Below are 17,804 nucleotides of genomic sequence, written 5' to 3'. Positions count from 1 at the left end.
CTCTACAGTCCCAAGCCAAGTGTTTCTCTTAGAAATCTAACAATGAGATCCCAAAAGAACAGAATTGGACCTTTTAAGAAATTAACAATAGTCATCGGTTCATTACTAATAACAAGAGCATAAACAACAAGCCCAATAAAGCCAACAACAATTTCATCTATAATACTTGACCATTTTCCAGTCCTTTTAAAAGAAGCAACACCACTTTTAAATAGCATAATTCCTCCACCAACTACTCCCAAAGTTGCAATTACTTGATAAATAAATATTCCTAAAGATGTTGTAAAAAAGTTCATTTAAAATACCTCCATATTTTTGATTTTATTTTTTTCTTTATCAATAACAAAGTAATAGTTTCGTTTTGATATATAGATATCCTTGTAATTAGCATTAATTTGAGCTGTTACATAAATATTCTCATCATCAGAAGAGCAATCATTCATATGATCTAATGCTAGTTTTGTATTGAGATCAAGAGCATCAATAATTGATGGATCAGTTGTTAATAATCTTGCTTGTACAATATCTTCATTATATGTTTTCAAAAATAATGTTATTGTATTCTCAATTTCTTTTTTCTGATCTTCATCAAGTGTTTGAGTTGTTGTATGTGCTTCAAATTTAAATGAATCCAATATTTCCTTATCCTCAACAATTTTTCTTTCATGAGATACATTACTGATTGGTCGAATGACAAGATAAGAATCATTAATTTTAGCAACGTCGATTTTACAATAAATCTTCTCTGTAGATGCTTCTTTTTCTTTCATCTTCGTCTTATAGTCAGCACTTACATAATAATGTAAAACATTATCTTTTTTCTCATCACTTTCGACTTTATAAATTTCACACGATGTGATCTCACCACGTTCAAGATTTTGATTGAAATCATTTGATATATCTGTTTGTGATGTGTATAGCTTTAAAAATTCATTTGTCTCATCAGTCTTTGGATATACATAATAATTTTTTATATATTGAGTGATAAATGATTGATTTTCTATTTCTTCATGAGGTGTTTTTTTCTCTACTTGAAAGAGACTTTTATAACCACCAATTAAAGCTAATCCAATAACAGAATAAATAAGAATATTTTTTATTTTTCGCTTAAAATTAAGTTTTCTTAACTGCCTTTGAAATTGAAATTCCAATTCTTCTTCAGATAATTCTTCAGTTTCATCATTTTCATGTTTTGATTCCATTTCAACTTTATGTATTTTTTTGAATAGCATTAATCTGCTCCTTTCCAATTTTTTCAACTGCATTAATAAATGTATTCATGATATATTCCTTATCATCATTACTCATTTTTGAAATTTCAAGATGATTACCAAATTGTCTATAGATCTCTGGAAATAAAATCGACAATCTTTTTCTTTCAGTTCTAAAAACCGAAAAGATAGCAACATGCATCAATCGAGGATGCACATTCGCTATCTTTTTAAGTTTCCTAATATAATTTAGTATTTCATCCTGGTAATCTTCCAGATTGTTTTCATATACTAATGTAAATAACATTTTATAATACTCCTCCACTCTATGCCTCCTAACTCAATCTAACTTCAATTCCACACCAATATATAGATTGTTACTGTCTCTTATGGGATAACACCCTCCTGAATAGCCATCTTTCTTAGCATCATATAATTTACTTGTACAAAGAGTCATTGCACTATCCATGTCATATCCCTGACTAAACAAAAATTTCTGATTTGGAGGTTTAATTGTATTTAATGGTGATTGACTTGTGTGTTTTTTTGCATCATTGGAATTTTTTGATGAATTTGTAGAATTGCTATTATTTTTTGAATTGTTTTCATCTTTGCTTTCATTCTTTTTAATTTCTTCCTTTACAGTAAACTTTAAGATTGCTTTTTCAGTGTTGTTATGACTATCGGTAACTGTATAAACTATCTGATGTGTTCCAATAGATTTATAATCTGAAGGAACTTCTATTTTAGGATCTATTTTTCCTTCTACTGGGTCATATGACTCTTTTATATAGGATTTGAAATCTATATCTTTAAAACCTTTTATAACAGATACACTTTCTGTTTTTAGTTTGATAATAGGCTTAATACTGTCTACTACATTAAGAACAAGAATAAACTCTCTTTGATTTCCACTAGCATCAATTGCTACATATACGTATGTATGTTCACCAACTTTAGACGTATCGATTTTTGGATAAATAATATCCTGAGCATTTGTTTCTTTGATAAATGATATGGGTTCTAATTGAGTATTTATCTCATATTTATTTTGTGGTTCCTTAAATACAAGATGAATCTTATTATATGCCTCCTGGTATTCCATATACTTATATAAAACAACACCCATTATAGCTATAATAATTAGACACACAGCTATAAAGATAAGTTGCTTTTCCTTTCTATTCATATATCAAAATGTACCAGTCACTGGTACATCCTAATCATAAAAGTTAGGATCACCAGGTTGATCATCAATACTATGTCTAAAATATTTTATAGCAACTTCATCATTAAGATAGTCAAGTGATTCACTGTACTGTCTGTTGTTTAGATAGACAAAGTAGCTCATATCTCCCCAACAGTCCTTACAACGTTTTAAAACATACCCTTGATATTCATCAACAATTCTTGGTGCGTTTTCTATAACTTCTTCAAGTGCATCTAAAAACTCAAGAGTTGTAAACTTTCCAAGGCCTATTTTTTGTTCAGCTAAATTAATCATTTTATTACCAAAGTTATCGTAAATAAGATGCCAATATTCCTTATATATTGCATCTGAATCCTCTTCAGAAGTTTCTTCATCACGATTTAGCACATCCTGATAATTATTAACTAAGATTCTTGCTAATTCTAAAGTCTGCTCTTGATTCCTATCCACATTCTATTCCTCCTCTTTTTTTCTTCTATAAAATAAAAAGCAGCTTGCTAATGCACTACCTATTACCAAACATACAATGAAACCTATATTCATTTGATCACCAGTAGGCACGCTTGTGACTACAACTGGCAGTAAAGTATTCTCATATACAAAGCTATGTATATTTCCAACTCCTTCTAAATCATCATTAATGACAACTTTCTTTACTTCTGTACTTAATCTATATCCCAATGGTGCTTTAGTTTCTTTAATATAAACAACTCCATAAGGCACATTTTTAAAAGTTGCTGTCCCATCTTCAATATTAGCATGTACAATATCTAATACTATTGTACATTCTTGATCAGCATACATAGTAAATTCAAAATCTTGGGATTTAATAGGTAACTTTGTTAAACTATCTACTTTATTAACTTGAATATCAGTTAATACTTGTTCATCAATCATGGTGATGATCTGACTTTCTTTATCAGTTGTTACAGTGAACATAATATCTTCAGCTAATAAATAACCTTGTGGGGGATTGTTTTCATGTAGCGTATACTCTTTACCCTCGATAAGACCATTAACTTCATGTTGTTCCTCAGTTGATATCCATTGATCAATTTCATTTCCCTCGTGATCTAAAACTGATAGATCAGCACCTGGTAAATATTTATGATCAATATCCAGTTTAGAAACTATAACTTGCTTATCAATCATTTTTATTAATTGATTCTTCTGATCATCCTTAACAGTAAAGATAATATCTTCAGCCTTTACATAACCTTGTGGTGCTTCAACTTCTCTTAATATATATTCATAACCTACAATTAAGTTTTCAATTGAATGAATTGTTCCATCAGTTACCCATTCATCAACAATTTGTTTTGTTTTTGTAGAGATGACTTGTAATTTTGCCCCTTTAATATCATTAAATTGTGTATCCAATTTTGATACCTCAACCTTTTTATCAATCATAATAATTTCTTTTGTATCCTTTGTATAGATAAATTTGATATCCTTAGCAATTGTTAGTCCTTCAGGTGCAATTAACTCTATTAGTGTATATTCCTTTCCATAAACAAGTCCTTTGATCAAATGAGGATCTTCTGTTGTTACCCACTCATCAATAACATTATTTTTATCATCTTTGATTTGATAGGTTGCTCCTGACCTTACATGGCCATCTGCATCCTTTTTAATAAAACTTGTTTGTGTTAAATTGTTTTCAACTGATTTCTCGATAGTATATTCTTTAATCAAATTATCCTTAATGCTGAAATTAAAAATAACTGGTTCTTCTAAAAGATCATATCCATCTAATGTCTTTACTTCTTCTAGTTTATAACTTGCACCATCTACTCCAAGTGGTAATCCATCAATTATTAATTGGCCACTTTCATTAATTACATATAATCCATCTTCAGCAATATCAATATTAACCGCGTCACCTTTATTATAAATAACATTACCAGTAGCAGGATCTACAACATCAGAATGAGCAGTTAATTTAAAAATTGCTCCACCAAGAGCATTATCTTCTGTCCTTTCAAATATCTTATTTAAAACAATTTTACCAGTTGGTTCCTCATCTTTTACATAAACTGTAATGACTGCCTGATTATCGTCATCTAAGCTTATATGAGGGCTAGAAGAAGTAATATGAACATTTATATCTGATCCAATTAAAAAGCCTTCAGGGTTCTTTAATTCAACGATTGTATACTCACCTTGCTCAAGTCTGTTATTAAGAAATACATATCCTCGATCATCTGTAGACCATTCATCAACATATGAACCTGATACTTTCTGTTTTACAAAATTTCCATCCTTGTCCTTTAATTTAAAGGTAGCTGAACTTAAAATAACGTCATTTCCATCTTGGTCTTGTTTAACAATTTTTAACCATGACTGGAAAGGGACGTTATTAACTACTCTATATTCTATTTCTTTATCTTCATTAATTTCAACAAGGAAATCTCCACCAATACCATGATCAAGAACTCCTTTTGTTTCTCTAACAATATATAGACCATAAGGTAATGCTTTTGAGATAGCCATACCATTTGTATCTGTTACCAGGATATCATATGTTTTAGCTGCATCCCATCCAACCTTTGCGACTTCACTCTGTAATTTCATTGTAAACTCAACATCTTTTAATGGCTTAATGACTCCTGAATTTTCTCCAGTTGTTCCAACCTTTACAATTGAAAGTTGTCCTTTAATAACTTGTTCTTTCAAAATTTGATTGCTTGTAACAATAGTTGTTGTTTGATTTGATGAAGTAATTGAAAAAACATGCTTATCTGTATCTAATAAATAGCCGTTACTTGGATTAACTTCCTGAATATAATAACTTCCCATTGGTAAATTAGACCACTTAATTTTAGCATTACTGTCTGTTTTCTTTGTTCCAGTATCACCCCATGAGCCACTCCCAATATTTTTAACAGATATAGCTTCATCTTTTGCATATAAAACAGAACCATCTGATGGATTTAAAATATTTTCATTTGCTTTTAAAACATATTCTGCATCAACTAGAGTTGCATCACCTTGAGGTACTGAAGTATTTGTATCAGCATCTACTTTGGTTAAATTAACTGAACCTAATACTGGCTCATTGTAAACTTTTATACTATATGTTTTATTGTTTTCCACAACATCCTGATTTTGTGTTAGGGTCGCAATAACATAATTTTGTGGAGCACTCTTTTCTCTAACTATGTATGTTCCATAATCAAGTAATCCAGTTTTAGCAACTCCATTAGCATTTGTTGTAATTGTTGATACAACAGTTGATCCTTTTAATATTTCAAACTGCGTTCCACTTTTCTTAACAATTTGATTTGTTTTCTTATCATATTTTGTAACTTCAATATAACCTTGTTTCCAGTTATTAGTTTGTGTAAAAGTAACTGTTTCTCCAGTCTGTATTCCAACTGAGTGCACTGTATTATCTAAAACCAAATGATTAGGAACACTTGTTTCTTGGATATATACATTCTGTGGTGTTAAATCATTTATAGTTACAGATCCATCACTCGTAGTTGTATAAGTTCCTATCGGAGAAGTCATATCTGAATTATAGCTAATCTTAAATTGTGTATTTGGAACTACATTACCTTTATTGTCTTGCTTAGCAATTTTTAGATTACCTAATGATAACCAGTCTACCGTTAAAGAAGTTGTTTTACTAGGATCATATGTATACTCATAATACCCTAACGGTTGATAAGTTCCAACTTTAGCTATTGATCTAATAGGGGAGAATAAATATACTCTAGTTTTCTCTCCAGTTTTCCATTGTCCTAAATTAACATTTAATGGTGCTTCTAAATGAAAGGTAGTCTTTCCCTTTATTGTTACACTTCCTCCAGTTTGTCTTGTATTATGTGTTTCGTCAACATAAGTAACATTATTTTGCAATGAAACTGTAACACCAAAAGTATCACTACCACTTTTTAAAGTAATACTCTCTGTTTTTTGAATACTACCCGATTTATACGCTTGTACTTTTGCTTTTGAGAATTGCACTTGAAAATCTGGCATTGTTTTACTACTAACAAAATCAATAAAACTTTTAATTGTTGATGGTGATGAATTATCACCATAATAATAATAACTTAATGCAAGACTAGTCACAACAATTCCATGAGAACGATTTTTAAAACCACTCCATTGTTCAGGTCCTCCCCACCCATAATATAATACCTTTTGAACATTAGAGTTATTATATATTTCTGAAGTGAGTTTAACACCACTACCTGGTGTTGTAACTGGATGTGCCATACAAAACGCTTGCATTCCATTTATTGTAAAATCACCAACAATATTTCCATCGTAGTTAATTTTTCCGTTATATACGACACTATCTTCTTTGGGATAATTACCAGTGTTCGATGCTTTAACGGCTTTACTTTTAACTATATTTGCCTCAATTGTTCCAAAAGCCATTAAACATATTAGAATAATTTTAAATGCTTTATTAAAAACTTTTTTCATTAATTATTTTCTCCTTTCGTTTATTTAGTTTTTAATACAAATTAAACCTCCTTTCTAAAAAATAAATATCTTTATATTTTCATTCCCCTCCACCCACCAACGAATCTTTATATAAAAAAGATCAACTATAAAAGTCGATCTCTTTATATACACTATTTAATTAAATTACTATTTAAAATAGTCTTGCCATCCTTCTTCTAAGTCATTCCCTGATCCACTCCATGCACTATTTGCACCACCATTAAAATCTATATAACTATTTTCATCTCTTTTTGAATCCAGTTCTTGTCCTTTTGAAGCACCAGAACTACTAGATGATGATTTTGAATTGCTAGATTTGCCTGATTTATTTGAACTGGATGTTTTACCATTTGATGATGAATTATTAGAATCAGTATTTTTCTTATCACTTTTTCTTTCCTTAACAACAACACTTATTTCTTTTTTTGTCTCATTTCCGTTTTTATCTTTAGCAGTAACAACTGCTTTATAAGTTCCACTCTTTTTATAATTGACTTTGCTATCATCTAAAGAAATTTCAGTTTTTGAAAGATCAGTAACACTAAATTGTTTTATATTCATTTTAGATCCATACTCTATTTCGTATTTTTCTTTTAAATCTTTAAACTTAGGAGCAATAGTATCTTTTACAGAGACCTTAACTACTTCTTTCTGATTATCATTTTTTAAAATGATCTCATATTCACCAACAGATGGATATTCTTTATCTTTCTCATTTTTTGGAAGATTCTCAACTTTAATATTCTTTAGAAAGTCAGCATCATTTTTTAGGTAATCTTCAGCCTTATCTGAAATCACATTTCCATATTCAACAGTAAAAGAATTATTTTTTAATTCCATTTTTTCTTTAGTACATCCTGATAATATAGGAATAATTAAAATGCCTATAAATATTAGTTTAAATTTTCTTTTCATATTAGATTATCCTTTCTATAGTCTAATGATTTGGTGAAACAAATGAATTTTAAACATTAACATTGTAAACATTGTGTTCCATTTGTTTCTTGAAATGAATCTTTACTCATTCCAAGCATTCAACCTTGTGCATCTCGTATAACCCATTTCCCAATATTTCTAAATCAGTTCCAATTCTCAGGCCAATCAAAATCATCATATTCAATAGCATAATTATACTTTTTATCATGACCAGATTCTTTTCTATGCTTTTGGAACTCATTCCAACTTGTATAATAACCACAGTCTGCTCCTATGCATTGATAACCTGCTACTTTTTGTGTCTGCTCATTTTTTGTCCCTCCAGTAGAACTTGATGATGAGTTAGATCCGTTCGATTTCTTATTTGATGAAGACAAATTTGATTTATTACTATTTGAACTTTTATTACTAGATGCTGAATTTGAACTTTTAGAACCAGTCTCTTTCTTCTCTGCTTTTACAATTATATTGATATCTTTTTTTGTTTCATTATTGCTAGAATCTTTAGCAATAACAGTAGCCTTATAAGTTCCACTCTTCTTATAATTGACTTTACTATCATCTAATGTAATTTCAGTTTTTGATAGATCTGTTGCACTAAATTGTTTTAGATCTATTTTAGATCCGTACTCTATTTCATATTTTTCTTTTAAATCTTTAAACTCAGGAGCAACAGTATCTTTTACGGATACTTTAACTACTTCTTCCTGATTATCATTTTTTAAAATGATCTCATATTCACCAACAGATGGATATTCTTTATCTTTTTCATTTTTTGGAAGATTCTCAACTTTAATATTCTTTAAAAAGTCAGCATCATTTTTTAAATAATCCTCAGCTTTATTAGAGATAGTATTACCATATTCAACTATTAATGATTTACTCTTTAACTCCATTTTTTCCTTAGAGCATCCCATTAAAACCATCATAGTTAATATAAATAGTATTCCCCTTGATATATTCTTTCTCATATAATCCACCTTTTTTATCACTATAAATGATTAAATCAACAATATTTTAATCCTCTATATACAATATTCTTATCATATCAATTATAGCATTTTTTCGACCAAATAAAAGGCCAAATTTCGGTCACCAAAACGACACTCAAACGGACATCAAAACGGCCACAAAAATGACGCTAAAACGGTCAACAAAATGACGTTTAATCTTTTTTTATCTCAATATGCAATATAATTGCTATATTAAATAAAGCATTGTTCATGATTCTTCTTCTTTTTCGTTCAGAATAGCCTAGTATTTCATCAAGATCTTCATTTTTATACTGAAGTATATATCTAGTATAGATGACTTGCATTTCTTCTTCAGATAACTTCATAATTGCATTGTATACTTTCATGATTGCTTCAAATTGCTTATCCTTTTTTATAATCTTCTCTAATTGTTTTTGATCATAATTCAGATAATTCACAATAGTTGTAATACTATCATAACTTGGTGATCCAACGTTATATGAAGATGTCTCATGCAACTTTAAAAGATCACTAAAGTGATTAAGTTCTCTTCTTGCCATCTTTATTGTAGCCTTTCTATCCAATGTATCCTGATAACTCATAATTAATACCCCCTTAAAGTCTTGCTTAAAATCAATTTTTTAATCTTGCAACAAAATGAATAATCAATCTTGAATTGTCAATTTGACTCCTTTCCTCAATATATTTATAACGTATTTTATAAGACACTTAATCTATCATAGTGTCCAGTATAGAGTCTTGAACTGAATATCGTCTCCAAAAGGAGATGATATTTATTGATATTTCAAATATTACATATATCATTCTATCTATAAATACTATAGGTCTCATAAATCTAAGTAGTTTGTAAATCATTCACGTTTTTTATTTGGTAAAATGTCAGTTCATTTAAGTAGCATTTTATCTCACTCAAACTGAGATAATAGTTACCGATTCTATACTGGACACTATGATAGATTTTTTTATTTTTATTTTGTACCAGTGACTGGTACATCTTTTGATAGATCTTTATAGACTAACTCATCAATAGTAATATTGAAGAAGTCAGCAAGTTTCTTTAAAGTATGTATTTTCACATTGCTATTATCTTCATTTTCCAATCGATTAATACTTGCATAACCAATACCACATTGTTTTCCCATTTGGCGATAACTAAGACCTTTTTTTGACCTTAAAATTTTTAAATTATTTTTTAAATACATAATTTGACCCTCCATTTCTATTTATATATAATGTTTCATATACAAAACACTCAAATCTATCATAGTGTCCAGTATAGAGTCTTGAACTGAATATTATCTCCGAAAGGAGATGATATTTATGGATATTTTAAATATTATTTATATCATTCTATCTATAATAGATAAAATAATAATTGTTTATAAATACTTTAGATCATATAAATCTAAGTAGTTTATAAAGGGCTTTGTTTTATTAATTAGGTAAAATGTCAGTTCATTTAAGTAGCATTTTATCTCACTCAAACTGAGATAATAGCTACCGATTCTATACTGGACACTATGATAGATTTTTTACTTTTAACGATTTGTACCAGTTACTGGTACACTTTTCTTTTCGATACATTGTATTTGAACATAGGCATGAGATATTACTTTTGCATAAGTATATAGTTTTATACCTTCTTCAGTTAATAGCTTCTTACCATCTACAATATGATAGAAATCATAGTCTTTAGTAGATAAAAATGTTTTTAGCAATCTATAAAGATTGGTTCGTTCTTTTTGAAGCAGTTTTGCTACTAAAGTTAGATTAAAATTGTTTTCAGGAAGTAATGCAATCATCTGAAACAAGATTATATTTGGACTGTATTCTATTCTTCTTTTCATTGTCTGATCTCCTCGATGTATCTATTTAACTACGATATAATATATATATATGTTATATTTTCTGAGTACTTTATATCAGAGATTTGAGGAGGATAAAAATGAGTGATTTTTTTATGTTAAAAACTGACAAAGTACAAAAATTTATTGAATTAAGAGATGATACTTTAATTAAATGGTCTATATCTCCTATTTATTATGAAGATATTTGTGAAAACTGTCTTTTGTATGAAGTGGATGAAAGTGTAGGCGAAATAGCATATCAAGAGGTTCTAGAAACTTGTCCGTTATGTGTGAATGGTTCAAAGTTAAACTATAATGAGGATTATGCACCAATGTCAGAAGATGCACTGAAAGAATATTTAGCTATTGGAGATCCTGATAGCTTAACATTTATTGAAAGCACCAATACTGATACAATACTTTCAAACCTTGATTTCTATTTTCCATTTGAATATTCAGAACATAATTTTGAATTGAAGACTTTAGGACAGTTTTCTTTTATTGCTGAATGCAGAGAATATTCTACAAAATTATAATGGATTAATTTGAAATATAATCATGTATAATTATTATCATTTCATCTACAGACATATATTTTTTTCAGAAATCTTATTGGTAATAATATTTAATTGGTTTTCGCATGATACTATTAAATATTGAGCTCCAATAATATCTAAATGATTTATAAACTTTTTAGATATTTTTTGATTAATTATAGTTATCAAGTACTGTCTTTCTTTCAATGCAAAAGATTTGTTGTTTGTTATTTTTTGAATTGTTCCTTCTAATAATGAACAGTTCTTTTCATTTTTATCAATTCTTTTAATATTAATGTATTTTTGAGATGTTTTATTGTCTTTCATATTTTTCCTCTTTTCCATATAATTTAATTTTTTTCTTTTTTGTACCAGTCACTGGTACATTTTTAGTCATATATACTGAAATCTCTAGCAAATGAGATTTCCTGGTAAAGATCAAAAACTTTTTGATCTACTTGATCTGCATCTTCTCTAAACATAGGTATTGAGAAATGACTTTCTAGATTTGTCATGAGATCAGCATATCTTCTATTTTTTTCTTCTTGTGCATAATCATTACTGAATTGTATTTTTTCAAATTCCTCTTTTATCCATGTTAAGTATTGTTCATCAAATTCCATTATTATTTCCTCCATTTATTTTATATATTGTCATGCTCATCCTCTTTCAACAGATAACCTCTAATACTATTTGGGGAGATTAAGTATTATTCAAATAATGAGATTATCTGCTGAAAGAAGATGAACTTCTTGCGATAAAATCTATAATCCTATATCAGAAACAAATTCTTTAAATTGATTATATATTTCTTCAAGTTCCTCTCTTTCTTTTTTCCACTCACTATATTTTTCCATTGTCGCTAACATATCTTTGATAGAGTTACTTGCATTAGCACTCATTTCTTGTAAAGTTAATTTTTTTGTAGTTGGTTGTTCCTCTTCTAAATCAGTATCTTCTGAATCATCATAATACTGATTATCATCTTCATAATATTGGTCATAGTCTTCTTCAGCATCAAATTCAGTATAATTAGTTAAGACAATCTCATCATCTTCACTACCATAGTCTACTTCCTCATCATCTTGAAAATTTTCTAATTTTTTTGGCTTAGAATATAATTCTTCTTTATATTCCTTAATTGTCACAAGATCTATATGGTCTTCATTTTCAATAAACATAAGTTGATTTTCATGATCTAAAGTAGAGATTTCTAAAGCAACATTGAGTGGTAATTCTAATTTACGGATCAATTCCCTTAATTCAGGTGTTGCGTTATTGATAATATATTGATAATTACCAACTTGAGATTTGCTTAGATTAATATCATCTGCTATTAACTTTTGAATACGCCCTGGTATCCCATCTTGCTTTTTCTTTAATCTATAAATTTCTTCAAGTTCTTCTATAGCATCTAGCATTTCCGATGGTGTATATCCACTTTGATTTATATTATTTAAATGCAATCTTCTTCTAGCATCAACATCATCCATATGCCTTTTCACTTTACAAGGAATATACTCAAATTCACTATGACCTTTTTTTATAAGAATACCTATAGCTGAAAATCTACGATGACCTGCTATAATTTCATACTTATATGTAGAATTGTTTTCCAGTTCACGAACCAGTATATTATGTTCCAGTCCATCTTCTAAGATATCTTCAGCTAATTCTTCTACATTTCTAATTTTTCTGTTTCGATCAGCTACTTTTATATCCTTATAGTAAATGAGTTCTACATCACTTCTACTAAGTTCTCTCTTCTTTGTTTCGACAGAACCAAATGATCCTAAAATACTCTTTGCCATTTTAGATTCCCTCCTTTATAATTTCTTTGGCCAGTGCTTTATAATCTTTTGTGACATTAGCCATCTTGTATCTTTTGGCAAGTGGTTGATGATACTTTCTAGCACGTTGTACTGCATATTTGTGATATCTAATATATGTTTGAAATCTATGGTCAACATAAATTGTATCAAGTTCTTCTATATCATTTTCTATAGTCTTTAAACTCTCTACTTTTGTAAAAAGTAGTTTAAATGTTATCTGACTCCCACATAAATAATTAAGTTCATTAATGGTTGTTGTCATAGCATCCAGTGAATCAACTTCAATTTCAGTTGGTATAATAATAAGATCTGATACAAGAAGTATCTCGGCAGTTAACTCATTAAAATATGGTGATGTATCAATGATAATATAATCATATTGAGTGTTGAGAAGCTGCAATTGATTTCTCAGTATATTTTTTTCAATTGATTCAGATGCTAAATATAAATCACCTGGTATAATATCAATTCCATATCTTGTGTTATATATACATCTTTCGATTTTTTCATTTTTTAATACATTTGATACTGTTTTATTAAACTTTCTGCTTGCTAATCCCTTTGTGCTATTGCATTGTGGATCAAAGTCCAATAACAATACTTTTTTATTTTCCAGTATAAGGCTATAAGCTAAATTTTTTGCAGTGGTTGTTTTTCCAACTCCACCTTTACGATTTACGATTCCGATTACGTTCATATTTTCCTCCATTTGTACCAGTGACTGGTACATTTTTATTTTTTAACTAATTCTAAATGAATAAGTCTCATCTTATTAAATTCTTTTTTTGAATTGGTAACCTTACTTCTATCAATAATTTGATATTGTGTTTCTAGAAATTTGATTGCTTCTTCTAATTCTTCATCTTTATAAAATTCAATTCTCATTTTAATCATTCTATTTCCTCCATGTCATAATCACTATTTAATTTAAATTGTATTGGTTTCAAGTAAATTGCCTCATTAACCATTTGCACTATTGCTTCAGCAACTTCTGTATCGACACCAAAATAGAATATTCCATCATCATATGTACAAATCAGACAATCAGCAATATCTGTAATTGTTATTTTTTTACATTTCATCCTATTCTGAAGTATGAATGTAGATATTTTTTGAAGTGATCCTTCAAAATAATATTTATATTGATAACATCCATTTGGCTGATCAAAAACATAACCTATTACCTTCATAACTTTCCTCCTTTTTATTCTACACTTATATTATAAGTACATTTACTTATTTTGCCAATTGTTTTATAAGTTGTTTTACTTATATAATAATTTCATTTGATTATTAAGTAATTAAATGATATTATGATATTGAGGTGAGAACATTGGTTACTATTACAAGTAAAATCAAAAGTGTATTAAGTCGATATGGTTTTTCATTTGCTGATTATGCAAGACAGTTAAATATATTTCCACAAACCTTAAATAATAAGGCAAAGAAAAACGCATATAAAGTACAAGATCTAATTGAACTCGGAGATCTTACTCATTCAGAACTATGTCTACGTGATCTTGAAACAAAAGAAGTGATCATGACTTTTAAAAAATCTGATTTAGAAATAGGCAATGACTAATCAAAAAGTCCTTGCTTTTTCTTTACTTAATATTACACACCACATAATCATCTGCTCCTATAGTTTCTATCTCTCTATGCAACAAATCTAACTCAAGCAAAGTATAATAACTAAGATCAGTGTATCCATTTTTATCTTTAAAATATTCTTCTTTATTTTCATCATATACCATGATATATTCCTCTTCACTCAATCCTAAAATATCTTCAACTGTTAGTTTCATACTTATTTCCTTTCTTTTGTCATTTCCATAATTTATAGGCCTTATCATAATATTGCATTGTAAATTTTAGAATTTCTCCTATATCTCTATTGTCCAGTAAATTTCGTTTATAATCATCGAAATAGAATCCTATATCCTCTAGGAACAATTCACACTCATTTTTAAATGCGATTTTTGTAAGTGATTTAATCTGTTCAGATTGATAAAGGTCAAAAGTACTGATTATAATATGTTTTAATAGAGTAATTTCTTGATTTTGATTTTCAAATTTCAAATCATTAATTTGACAATTTTCAAATTCTAAAATGACATGGTTAAATAATGTATCTTTGGTTACTACTGGTTGATCGTAATAAATATGATAATACAGTTGTTGCTGAAAATAATTATATAAATTCATTTGTATCTTGCCATTACATATGTTTATATAAAGATCATCAATATCTTTAAAACTTAATTTTATCATGCTATCTTTCCTTTCATATTTTAGAGCAGTTTTAAATATTATTTATACTTGATAATTGCTCCATCTAATCTTTGAAAATCATTTTTAGAATAAGTACATTTTTCTATAATATATTTAGATGAGATTCTTCTCATAATTGATTTTACATAACAAGTGAATTCAATGTTCGTCATTTTCATTTGACTGTTAACTAATATTTTATACATTTTTGTTTTTCTCCTCTAATAATTTACAAACTAGATCTTTAATTTCAATTACCATAACATCCCCTACTAAGAACATCATAATAACTAAACAGATAGGTAAAACCATAATTGTAAACATAATTAATTGTTGAAAACTTGTAAGTTGTACAGATGATATGATGTATATTAGTGTTAAGAAAGTTTCATCAAATAAAATCTTTTGATTTATCCATTCTTTCAAAATATACTGTAATGTATTTTCATAGTTACAAATTATATAAATTACTAATATTTGAATTATCATGTATAATGTTATTTTTAATATACTTCTTACTTTCCAATATTTGTTAGTTTTTATGAAGAGCACCATATTCTATTACATCACCTTTAAACTTTCTTTTTTAAGTTTTCAATCAGTCCAGTTATACCAATAGCCATCAGCATTGATATTTCTAAAACATTCGACACATATGTTTGATTAGATGTAAGAGCAAAGGCAATAAAACCAATCATAAGACTAGCTGTATTAAATACAACTATCAAAATCCATATACAACGCATAAGCATTGGTAATACTTTTTTTAAGAATTCAATAATTTTTTTCATATAATATCTCCAATCTTTATTTGAAATCTTTTAAAACTGTATCAGCATTTTTTAAATTGCTTAACTCTTCAACATCATAGAATTGAAAATCATCATAATCATTATAAGAAATATAAAGATCCCCATCATCATCTTGTTGAAGCCATAATCCATCATCTAAATGTACAATATCAAACTTTGCTAAATCCACATAATCTTCATAAGATTTATTTTCAAAATAGTCTTTTCCCATTTCTTCAATGGCTTCATAACTTATATATAATTTTCCCATTCCATTATTCTCCTGAATCAATAGTAACATTAATATAAGAATCCTGAGCCTCAATATTTATAACTTCTTTATCCAACAACTCTAATTCATTGAGCTGATAATAATTAAGTGGATTCCCCAAATCAACAAAGTCATTTCTTTCATAATCCCAAATACAAATTTCACCATTAATAGCTACATCTAAAATTTCATCTACTGTCATTATTTGTTCTCCTATTTCTTAAATTAATAATGCTATATAAAAAATATATAAATTATGTTTATAATTTCTAATAGTGTTTCAGATTTATAACGATATTTAAGAAATTCATCACCTGATGCTATGTCCATTATATCTACTGCTTCTTTTCGTAATCTCTGTAAGTATTCTACAAATTCAAATGTATCATCTATATCTTGTAGAATCTCTTCAATACCATCACTATCTTCATTAATACTATTTAATAAATTTTTAAGTTCTATTATATTTACATCCATATTTTATCTACTCCTATTCCCAATCGACTTCATCAATTTTAAATTGATAATTGCATTCTGGACATTCTATTTCAATTTCATCACCATGTACTATTTCAAAAACTTCATTATCTGATATACCATAAAACGGGCTATAAATATCATCACTTTTTAATTTATTGTGACAATGAGGACATTCGCATTCATACCTAATAATTGTTTTAATAACTTGTAATATAGCCATCATTTATGCCCCCACAATCCTAACTTATTTTCTTTAGCTTTTCTTTCAGCAGCATTCAAAATTGAAGAGTATCGATAATTATTACATAAACATGTCATTTTCGCATAACCTTTCAGCAAAAGTTGCTCTTGAAGCAATTCACCATCAACAAATACATAAGCTAAAGTTCGATTGTATTTATCTATTTTATTAGATTCCTCATATTCTAATCTAATCTCTTTTGCATTTTTTAATGCATTAGATGTAAATTCACTTGCTTCTTTGCCATATGGCTGAACTGGTGTTCCTGGTTTAACTGTTTCAGGAGTATCTATTGCCAAGAATCTGACTTTAACATTCTTACCATTTATATAGAAATGTGCAGTATCTCCATCTACACATTTACTTAGAGTAACCTGATTTGAATCTAAAACTATGTGCTCATTAATATATTGATGTGAAAAATTAATAATAAATATTGAAAAAATCACTAAAATTAAAACGACTCTAAGTTTTTTGTTTTTTAATACATTGATAGTTTTCTGAAAAACTTTTAAGTTTGATCTATGCATTTTTTATGACCTCTTTCTCGTTTAGATTAGATAATCTCGCTTTAAGAAAAATATTTTCTTGCTCTAACTTATCTATAGTGCCAATTATATTTTTCACTTCATTTAGCATGATTTCTAGCACTTCTTCATCTTCACACCAGGAAGTAATGCAACCAACTAATCCCATAACACTTTTTTTACTCGTTTTCATGA

Annotated in this window: 30 protein-coding genes; 2 read left to right on the top strand and 28 right to left on the bottom strand. The window is 28.1% G+C overall.

The window, feature by feature from the left end:
* Positions 1 to 2: 2 nt before the first annotated feature.
* The 11 genes from GQF29_RS13835 to GQF29_RS13785 form a co-directional block, all read right to left on the bottom strand.
* Positions 3 to 296 (bottom strand): hypothetical protein, encoded by a 294-nt coding sequence (locus tag GQF29_RS13835; protein ID WP_054325820.1) that lies wholly within the window; start codon positions 294 to 296, stop codon positions 3 to 5.
* On the bottom strand, positions 297 to 1,232 hold the full coding sequence (locus GQF29_RS13830) for a conjugal transfer protein (protein ID WP_054688353.1): 936 nt from the start codon (positions 1,230 to 1,232) through the stop codon (positions 297 to 299). It abuts the gene before it with no gap.
* Complete coding sequence (locus GQF29_RS13825; RefSeq protein ID WP_202086377.1) at positions 1,210 to 1,518, bottom strand: hypothetical protein; 309 nt, start codon at positions 1,516 to 1,518, stop codon at positions 1,210 to 1,212. The genes GQF29_RS13830 and GQF29_RS13825 overlap by 23 nt, the downstream gene beginning before the upstream one ends.
* 33 nt (positions 1,519 to 1,551) lie before the next feature.
* Positions 1,552 to 2,400: a hypothetical protein gene (locus GQF29_RS13820; protein ID WP_202086374.1), complete on the bottom strand. Its 849-nt coding sequence runs from the start codon at positions 2,398 to 2,400 to the stop codon at positions 1,552 to 1,554.
* Between the two features lie 30 nt (positions 2,401 to 2,430).
* Positions 2,431 to 2,871: a hypothetical protein gene (locus GQF29_RS13815; RefSeq protein WP_160340827.1), complete on the bottom strand. Its 441-nt coding sequence runs from the start codon at positions 2,869 to 2,871 to the stop codon at positions 2,431 to 2,433.
* A gap of 3 nt (positions 2,872 to 2,874) precedes the next feature.
* On the bottom strand, positions 2,875 to 6,861 hold the full coding sequence (locus GQF29_RS13810; protein ID WP_160340826.1) for a SpaA isopeptide-forming pilin-related protein: 3,987 nt from the start codon (positions 6,859 to 6,861) through the stop codon (positions 2,875 to 2,877).
* Between the two features lie 168 nt (positions 6,862 to 7,029).
* On the bottom strand, positions 7,030 to 7,797 hold the full coding sequence (locus GQF29_RS13805) for a hypothetical protein (protein WP_054688359.1): 768 nt from the start codon (positions 7,795 to 7,797) through the stop codon (positions 7,030 to 7,032).
* Positions 7,798 to 7,961: 164 nt separating this feature from the next.
* Positions 7,962 to 8,789, bottom strand: coding sequence for a hypothetical protein (locus GQF29_RS13800; RefSeq protein WP_054688361.1), 828 nt, complete (start codon positions 8,787 to 8,789; stop codon positions 7,962 to 7,964).
* A gap of 194 nt (positions 8,790 to 8,983) precedes the next feature.
* Positions 8,984 to 9,394: an ArpU family phage packaging/lysis transcriptional regulator gene (locus GQF29_RS13795; RefSeq protein WP_054688364.1), complete on the bottom strand. Its 411-nt coding sequence runs from the start codon at positions 9,392 to 9,394 to the stop codon at positions 8,984 to 8,986.
* 387 nt (positions 9,395 to 9,781) lie between these two features.
* On the bottom strand, positions 9,782 to 10,015 hold the full coding sequence (locus tag GQF29_RS13790; protein WP_017143837.1) for a helix-turn-helix domain-containing protein: 234 nt from the start codon (positions 10,013 to 10,015) through the stop codon (positions 9,782 to 9,784).
* A 336-nt stretch (positions 10,016 to 10,351) separates the two neighbouring features.
* Positions 10,352 to 10,660, bottom strand: coding sequence for a hypothetical protein (locus GQF29_RS13785; RefSeq protein ID WP_054688365.1), 309 nt, complete (start codon positions 10,658 to 10,660; stop codon positions 10,352 to 10,354).
* Between the two features lie 98 nt (positions 10,661 to 10,758).
* Here GQF29_RS13785 and GQF29_RS13780 point away from each other — a divergent pair, with 98 nt between their 5' ends.
* Positions 10,759 to 11,196 (top strand): hypothetical protein, encoded by a 438-nt coding sequence (locus tag GQF29_RS13780; protein ID WP_054688367.1) that lies wholly within the window; start codon positions 10,759 to 10,761, stop codon positions 11,194 to 11,196.
* A 45-nt stretch (positions 11,197 to 11,241) separates the two neighbouring features.
* Here the strand turns inward: GQF29_RS13780 and GQF29_RS13775 are convergent, their stop codons facing one another.
* The 6 genes from GQF29_RS13775 to GQF29_RS18700 form a co-directional block, all read right to left on the bottom strand.
* On the bottom strand, positions 11,242 to 11,523 hold the full coding sequence (locus GQF29_RS13775; RefSeq protein ID WP_236916441.1) for a hypothetical protein: 282 nt from the start codon (positions 11,521 to 11,523) through the stop codon (positions 11,242 to 11,244).
* A gap of 62 nt (positions 11,524 to 11,585) precedes the next feature.
* Complete coding sequence (locus GQF29_RS13770; RefSeq protein WP_054688369.1) at positions 11,586 to 11,819, bottom strand: hypothetical protein; 234 nt, start codon at positions 11,817 to 11,819, stop codon at positions 11,586 to 11,588.
* A 141-nt stretch (positions 11,820 to 11,960) separates the two neighbouring features.
* Positions 11,961 to 13,007 carry a ParB/RepB/Spo0J family partition protein gene (locus GQF29_RS13765; protein ID WP_008787967.1) on the bottom strand — a complete coding sequence of 349 codons (1,047 nt, stop codon included), beginning with the start codon at positions 13,005 to 13,007 and terminating at the stop codon, positions 11,961 to 11,963.
* Position 13,008: 1 nt separating this feature from the next.
* A complete protein-coding gene (locus tag GQF29_RS13760; RefSeq protein WP_008787966.1) occupies positions 13,009 to 13,725 on the bottom strand; it encodes a ParA family protein in 717 nt (238 codons plus the stop codon).
* Between the two features lie 35 nt (positions 13,726 to 13,760).
* The gene (locus GQF29_RS18405) at positions 13,761 to 13,922 is read right to left on the bottom strand and encodes a hypothetical protein (RefSeq protein ID WP_202086364.1); all 162 of its coding nucleotides are present in this window, start codon (positions 13,920 to 13,922) and stop codon (positions 13,761 to 13,763) included.
* Positions 13,919 to 14,218 (bottom strand): hypothetical protein, encoded by a 300-nt coding sequence (locus GQF29_RS18700; RefSeq protein ID WP_236916440.1) that lies wholly within the window; start codon positions 14,216 to 14,218, stop codon positions 13,919 to 13,921. The genes GQF29_RS18405 and GQF29_RS18700 overlap by 4 nt, the downstream gene beginning before the upstream one ends.
* Positions 14,219 to 14,361: 143 nt before the next feature.
* Between GQF29_RS18700 and GQF29_RS13750 the strand changes: the two genes are divergently transcribed.
* Positions 14,362 to 14,610, top strand: a complete 249-nt coding sequence (locus tag GQF29_RS13750) for a hypothetical protein (protein ID WP_054688373.1) — start codon at positions 14,362 to 14,364, stop codon at positions 14,608 to 14,610.
* A 22-nt stretch (positions 14,611 to 14,632) separates the two neighbouring features.
* Here the strand turns inward: GQF29_RS13750 and GQF29_RS13745 are convergent, their stop codons facing one another.
* From GQF29_RS13745 to GQF29_RS13700, 11 genes are all read right to left on the bottom strand, one after another.
* Positions 14,633 to 14,833, bottom strand: a complete 201-nt coding sequence (locus GQF29_RS13745) for a hypothetical protein (RefSeq protein WP_054688543.1) — start codon at positions 14,831 to 14,833, stop codon at positions 14,633 to 14,635.
* A 19-nt stretch (positions 14,834 to 14,852) separates the two neighbouring features.
* Positions 14,853 to 15,299, bottom strand: a complete 447-nt coding sequence (locus tag GQF29_RS13740; RefSeq protein ID WP_054688374.1) for a hypothetical protein — start codon at positions 15,297 to 15,299, stop codon at positions 14,853 to 14,855.
* Positions 15,300 to 15,337: 38 nt separating this feature from the next.
* Positions 15,338 to 15,505, bottom strand: a complete 168-nt coding sequence (locus GQF29_RS18400) for a hypothetical protein (protein WP_202086362.1) — start codon at positions 15,503 to 15,505, stop codon at positions 15,338 to 15,340.
* Positions 15,498 to 15,725, bottom strand: a complete 228-nt coding sequence (locus tag GQF29_RS13735; protein WP_160340825.1) for a hypothetical protein — start codon at positions 15,723 to 15,725, stop codon at positions 15,498 to 15,500. Before GQF29_RS13735 ends, GQF29_RS18400 begins: the two co-directional genes overlap by 8 nt.
* 146 nt (positions 15,726 to 15,871) lie before the next feature.
* Positions 15,872 to 16,090 carry a hypothetical protein gene (locus GQF29_RS13730; protein WP_054688378.1) on the bottom strand — a complete coding sequence of 73 codons (219 nt, stop codon included), beginning with the start codon at positions 16,088 to 16,090 and terminating at the stop codon, positions 15,872 to 15,874.
* A gap of 16 nt (positions 16,091 to 16,106) precedes the next feature.
* On the bottom strand, positions 16,107 to 16,361 hold the full coding sequence (locus GQF29_RS13725; protein WP_008787959.1) for a hypothetical protein: 255 nt from the start codon (positions 16,359 to 16,361) through the stop codon (positions 16,107 to 16,109).
* Positions 16,362 to 16,365: 4 nt separating this feature from the next.
* The gene (locus tag GQF29_RS13720; protein ID WP_054688380.1) at positions 16,366 to 16,563 is read right to left on the bottom strand and encodes a hypothetical protein; all 198 of its coding nucleotides are present in this window, start codon (positions 16,561 to 16,563) and stop codon (positions 16,366 to 16,368) included.
* Positions 16,564 to 16,595: 32 nt separating this feature from the next.
* Positions 16,596 to 16,838, bottom strand: coding sequence for a hypothetical protein (locus tag GQF29_RS13715; RefSeq protein WP_054688382.1), 243 nt, complete (start codon positions 16,836 to 16,838; stop codon positions 16,596 to 16,598).
* Between the two features lie 13 nt (positions 16,839 to 16,851).
* Positions 16,852 to 17,061, bottom strand: a complete 210-nt coding sequence (locus tag GQF29_RS13710; RefSeq protein ID WP_236916439.1) for a hypothetical protein — start codon at positions 17,059 to 17,061, stop codon at positions 16,852 to 16,854.
* On the bottom strand, positions 17,061 to 17,612 hold the full coding sequence (locus GQF29_RS13705; protein WP_160340824.1) for a thermonuclease family protein: 552 nt from the start codon (positions 17,610 to 17,612) through the stop codon (positions 17,061 to 17,063). The genes GQF29_RS13710 and GQF29_RS13705 overlap by 1 nt, the downstream gene beginning before the upstream one ends.
* The gene (locus tag GQF29_RS13700; protein WP_054688388.1) at positions 17,605 to 17,802 is read right to left on the bottom strand and encodes a hypothetical protein; all 198 of its coding nucleotides are present in this window, start codon (positions 17,800 to 17,802) and stop codon (positions 17,605 to 17,607) included. The genes GQF29_RS13705 and GQF29_RS13700 overlap by 8 nt, the downstream gene beginning before the upstream one ends.
* Positions 17,803 to 17,804 lie beyond the last annotated feature (2 nt).

Origin of the sequence: Coprobacillus cateniformis, from assembly GCF_009767585.1 — a bacterium.
Classification (GTDB): domain Bacteria; phylum Bacillota_I; class Bacilli_A; order Erysipelotrichales; family Coprobacillaceae; genus Coprobacillus; species Coprobacillus cateniformis.
Note: the sequence above shows the minus strand (reverse complement) of the source record. Positions and strands in the feature narration are given on the sequence as shown.

Coding starts and splice junctions, on each gene's coding strand:
- GQF29_RS13790 (WP_017143837.1), bottom strand. CDS start 10,015: ATGTATTTAAAAAATAATTTAAAAATTTTAAGGTCAAAAAAAGGTCTT.
- GQF29_RS13830 (WP_054688353.1), bottom strand. CDS start 1,232: ATGCTATTCAAAAAAATACATAAAGTTGAAATGGAATCAAAACATGAA.
- GQF29_RS13700 (WP_054688388.1), bottom strand. CDS start 17,802: ATGAAAACGAGTAAAAAAAGTGTTATGGGATTAGTTGGTTGCATTACT.
- GQF29_RS13725 (WP_008787959.1), bottom strand. CDS start 16,361: ATGGGAAAATTATATATAAGTTATGAAGCCATTGAAGAAATGGGAAAA.
- GQF29_RS18400 (WP_202086362.1), bottom strand. CDS start 15,505: ATGTATAAAATATTAGTTAACAGTCAAATGAAAATGACGAACATTGAA.
- GQF29_RS13740 (WP_054688374.1), bottom strand. CDS start 15,299: ATGATAAAATTAAGTTTTAAAGATATTGATGATCTTTATATAAACATA.
- GQF29_RS13785 (WP_054688365.1), bottom strand. CDS start 10,660: ATGAAAAGAAGAATAGAATACAGTCCAAATATAATCTTGTTTCAGATG.
- GQF29_RS13780 (WP_054688367.1), top strand. CDS start 10,759: ATGAGTGATTTTTTTATGTTAAAAACTGACAAAGTACAAAAATTTATT.
- GQF29_RS13770 (WP_054688369.1), bottom strand. CDS start 11,819: ATGGAATTTGATGAACAATACTTAACATGGATAAAAGAGGAATTTGAA.
- GQF29_RS13795 (WP_054688364.1), bottom strand. CDS start 9,394: ATGAGTTATCAGGATACATTGGATAGAAAGGCTACAATAAAGATGGCA.
- GQF29_RS13800 (WP_054688361.1), bottom strand. CDS start 8,789: ATGAGAAAGAATATATCAAGGGGAATACTATTTATATTAACTATGATG.
- GQF29_RS13720 (WP_054688380.1), bottom strand. CDS start 16,563: ATGACAGTAGATGAAATTTTAGATGTAGCTATTAATGGTGAAATTTGT.
- GQF29_RS13775 (WP_236916441.1), bottom strand. CDS start 11,523: ATGAAAGACAATAAAACATCTCAAAAATACATTAATATTAAAAGAATT.
- GQF29_RS13805 (WP_054688359.1), bottom strand. CDS start 7,797: ATGAAAAGAAAATTTAAACTAATATTTATAGGCATTTTAATTATTCCT.
- GQF29_RS13825 (WP_202086377.1), bottom strand. CDS start 1,518: ATGTTATTTACATTAGTATATGAAAACAATCTGGAAGATTACCAGGAT.
- GQF29_RS13710 (WP_236916439.1), bottom strand. CDS start 17,061: ATGGCTATATTACAAGTTATTAAAACAATTATTAGGTATGAATGCGAA.
- GQF29_RS13715 (WP_054688382.1), bottom strand. CDS start 16,838: ATGGATGTAAATATAATAGAACTTAAAAATTTATTAAATAGTATTAAT.
- GQF29_RS13810 (WP_160340826.1), bottom strand. CDS start 6,861: ATGAAAAAAGTTTTTAATAAAGCATTTAAAATTATTCTAATATGTTTA.
- GQF29_RS13730 (WP_054688378.1), bottom strand. CDS start 16,090: ATGAAAAAAATTATTGAATTCTTAAAAAAAGTATTACCAATGCTTATG.
- GQF29_RS13820 (WP_202086374.1), bottom strand. CDS start 2,400: ATGAATAGAAAGGAAAAGCAACTTATCTTTATAGCTGTGTGTCTAATT.
- GQF29_RS13760 (WP_008787966.1), bottom strand. CDS start 13,725: ATGAACGTAATCGGAATCGTAAATCGTAAAGGTGGAGTTGGAAAAACA.
- GQF29_RS13765 (WP_008787967.1), bottom strand. CDS start 13,007: ATGGCAAAGAGTATTTTAGGATCATTTGGTTCTGTCGAAACAAAGAAG.
- GQF29_RS13705 (WP_160340824.1), bottom strand. CDS start 17,612: ATGCATAGATCAAACTTAAAAGTTTTTCAGAAAACTATCAATGTATTA.
- GQF29_RS13745 (WP_054688543.1), bottom strand. CDS start 14,833: ATGAAACTAACAGTTGAAGATATTTTAGGATTGAGTGAAGAGGAATAT.
- GQF29_RS18405 (WP_202086364.1), bottom strand. CDS start 13,922: ATGATTAAAATGAGAATTGAATTTTATAAAGATGAAGAATTAGAAGAA.
- GQF29_RS18700 (WP_236916440.1), bottom strand. CDS start 14,218: ATGAAGGTAATAGGTTATGTTTTTGATCAGCCAAATGGATGTTATCAA.
- GQF29_RS13835 (WP_054325820.1), bottom strand. CDS start 296: ATGAACTTTTTTACAACATCTTTAGGAATATTTATTTATCAAGTAATT.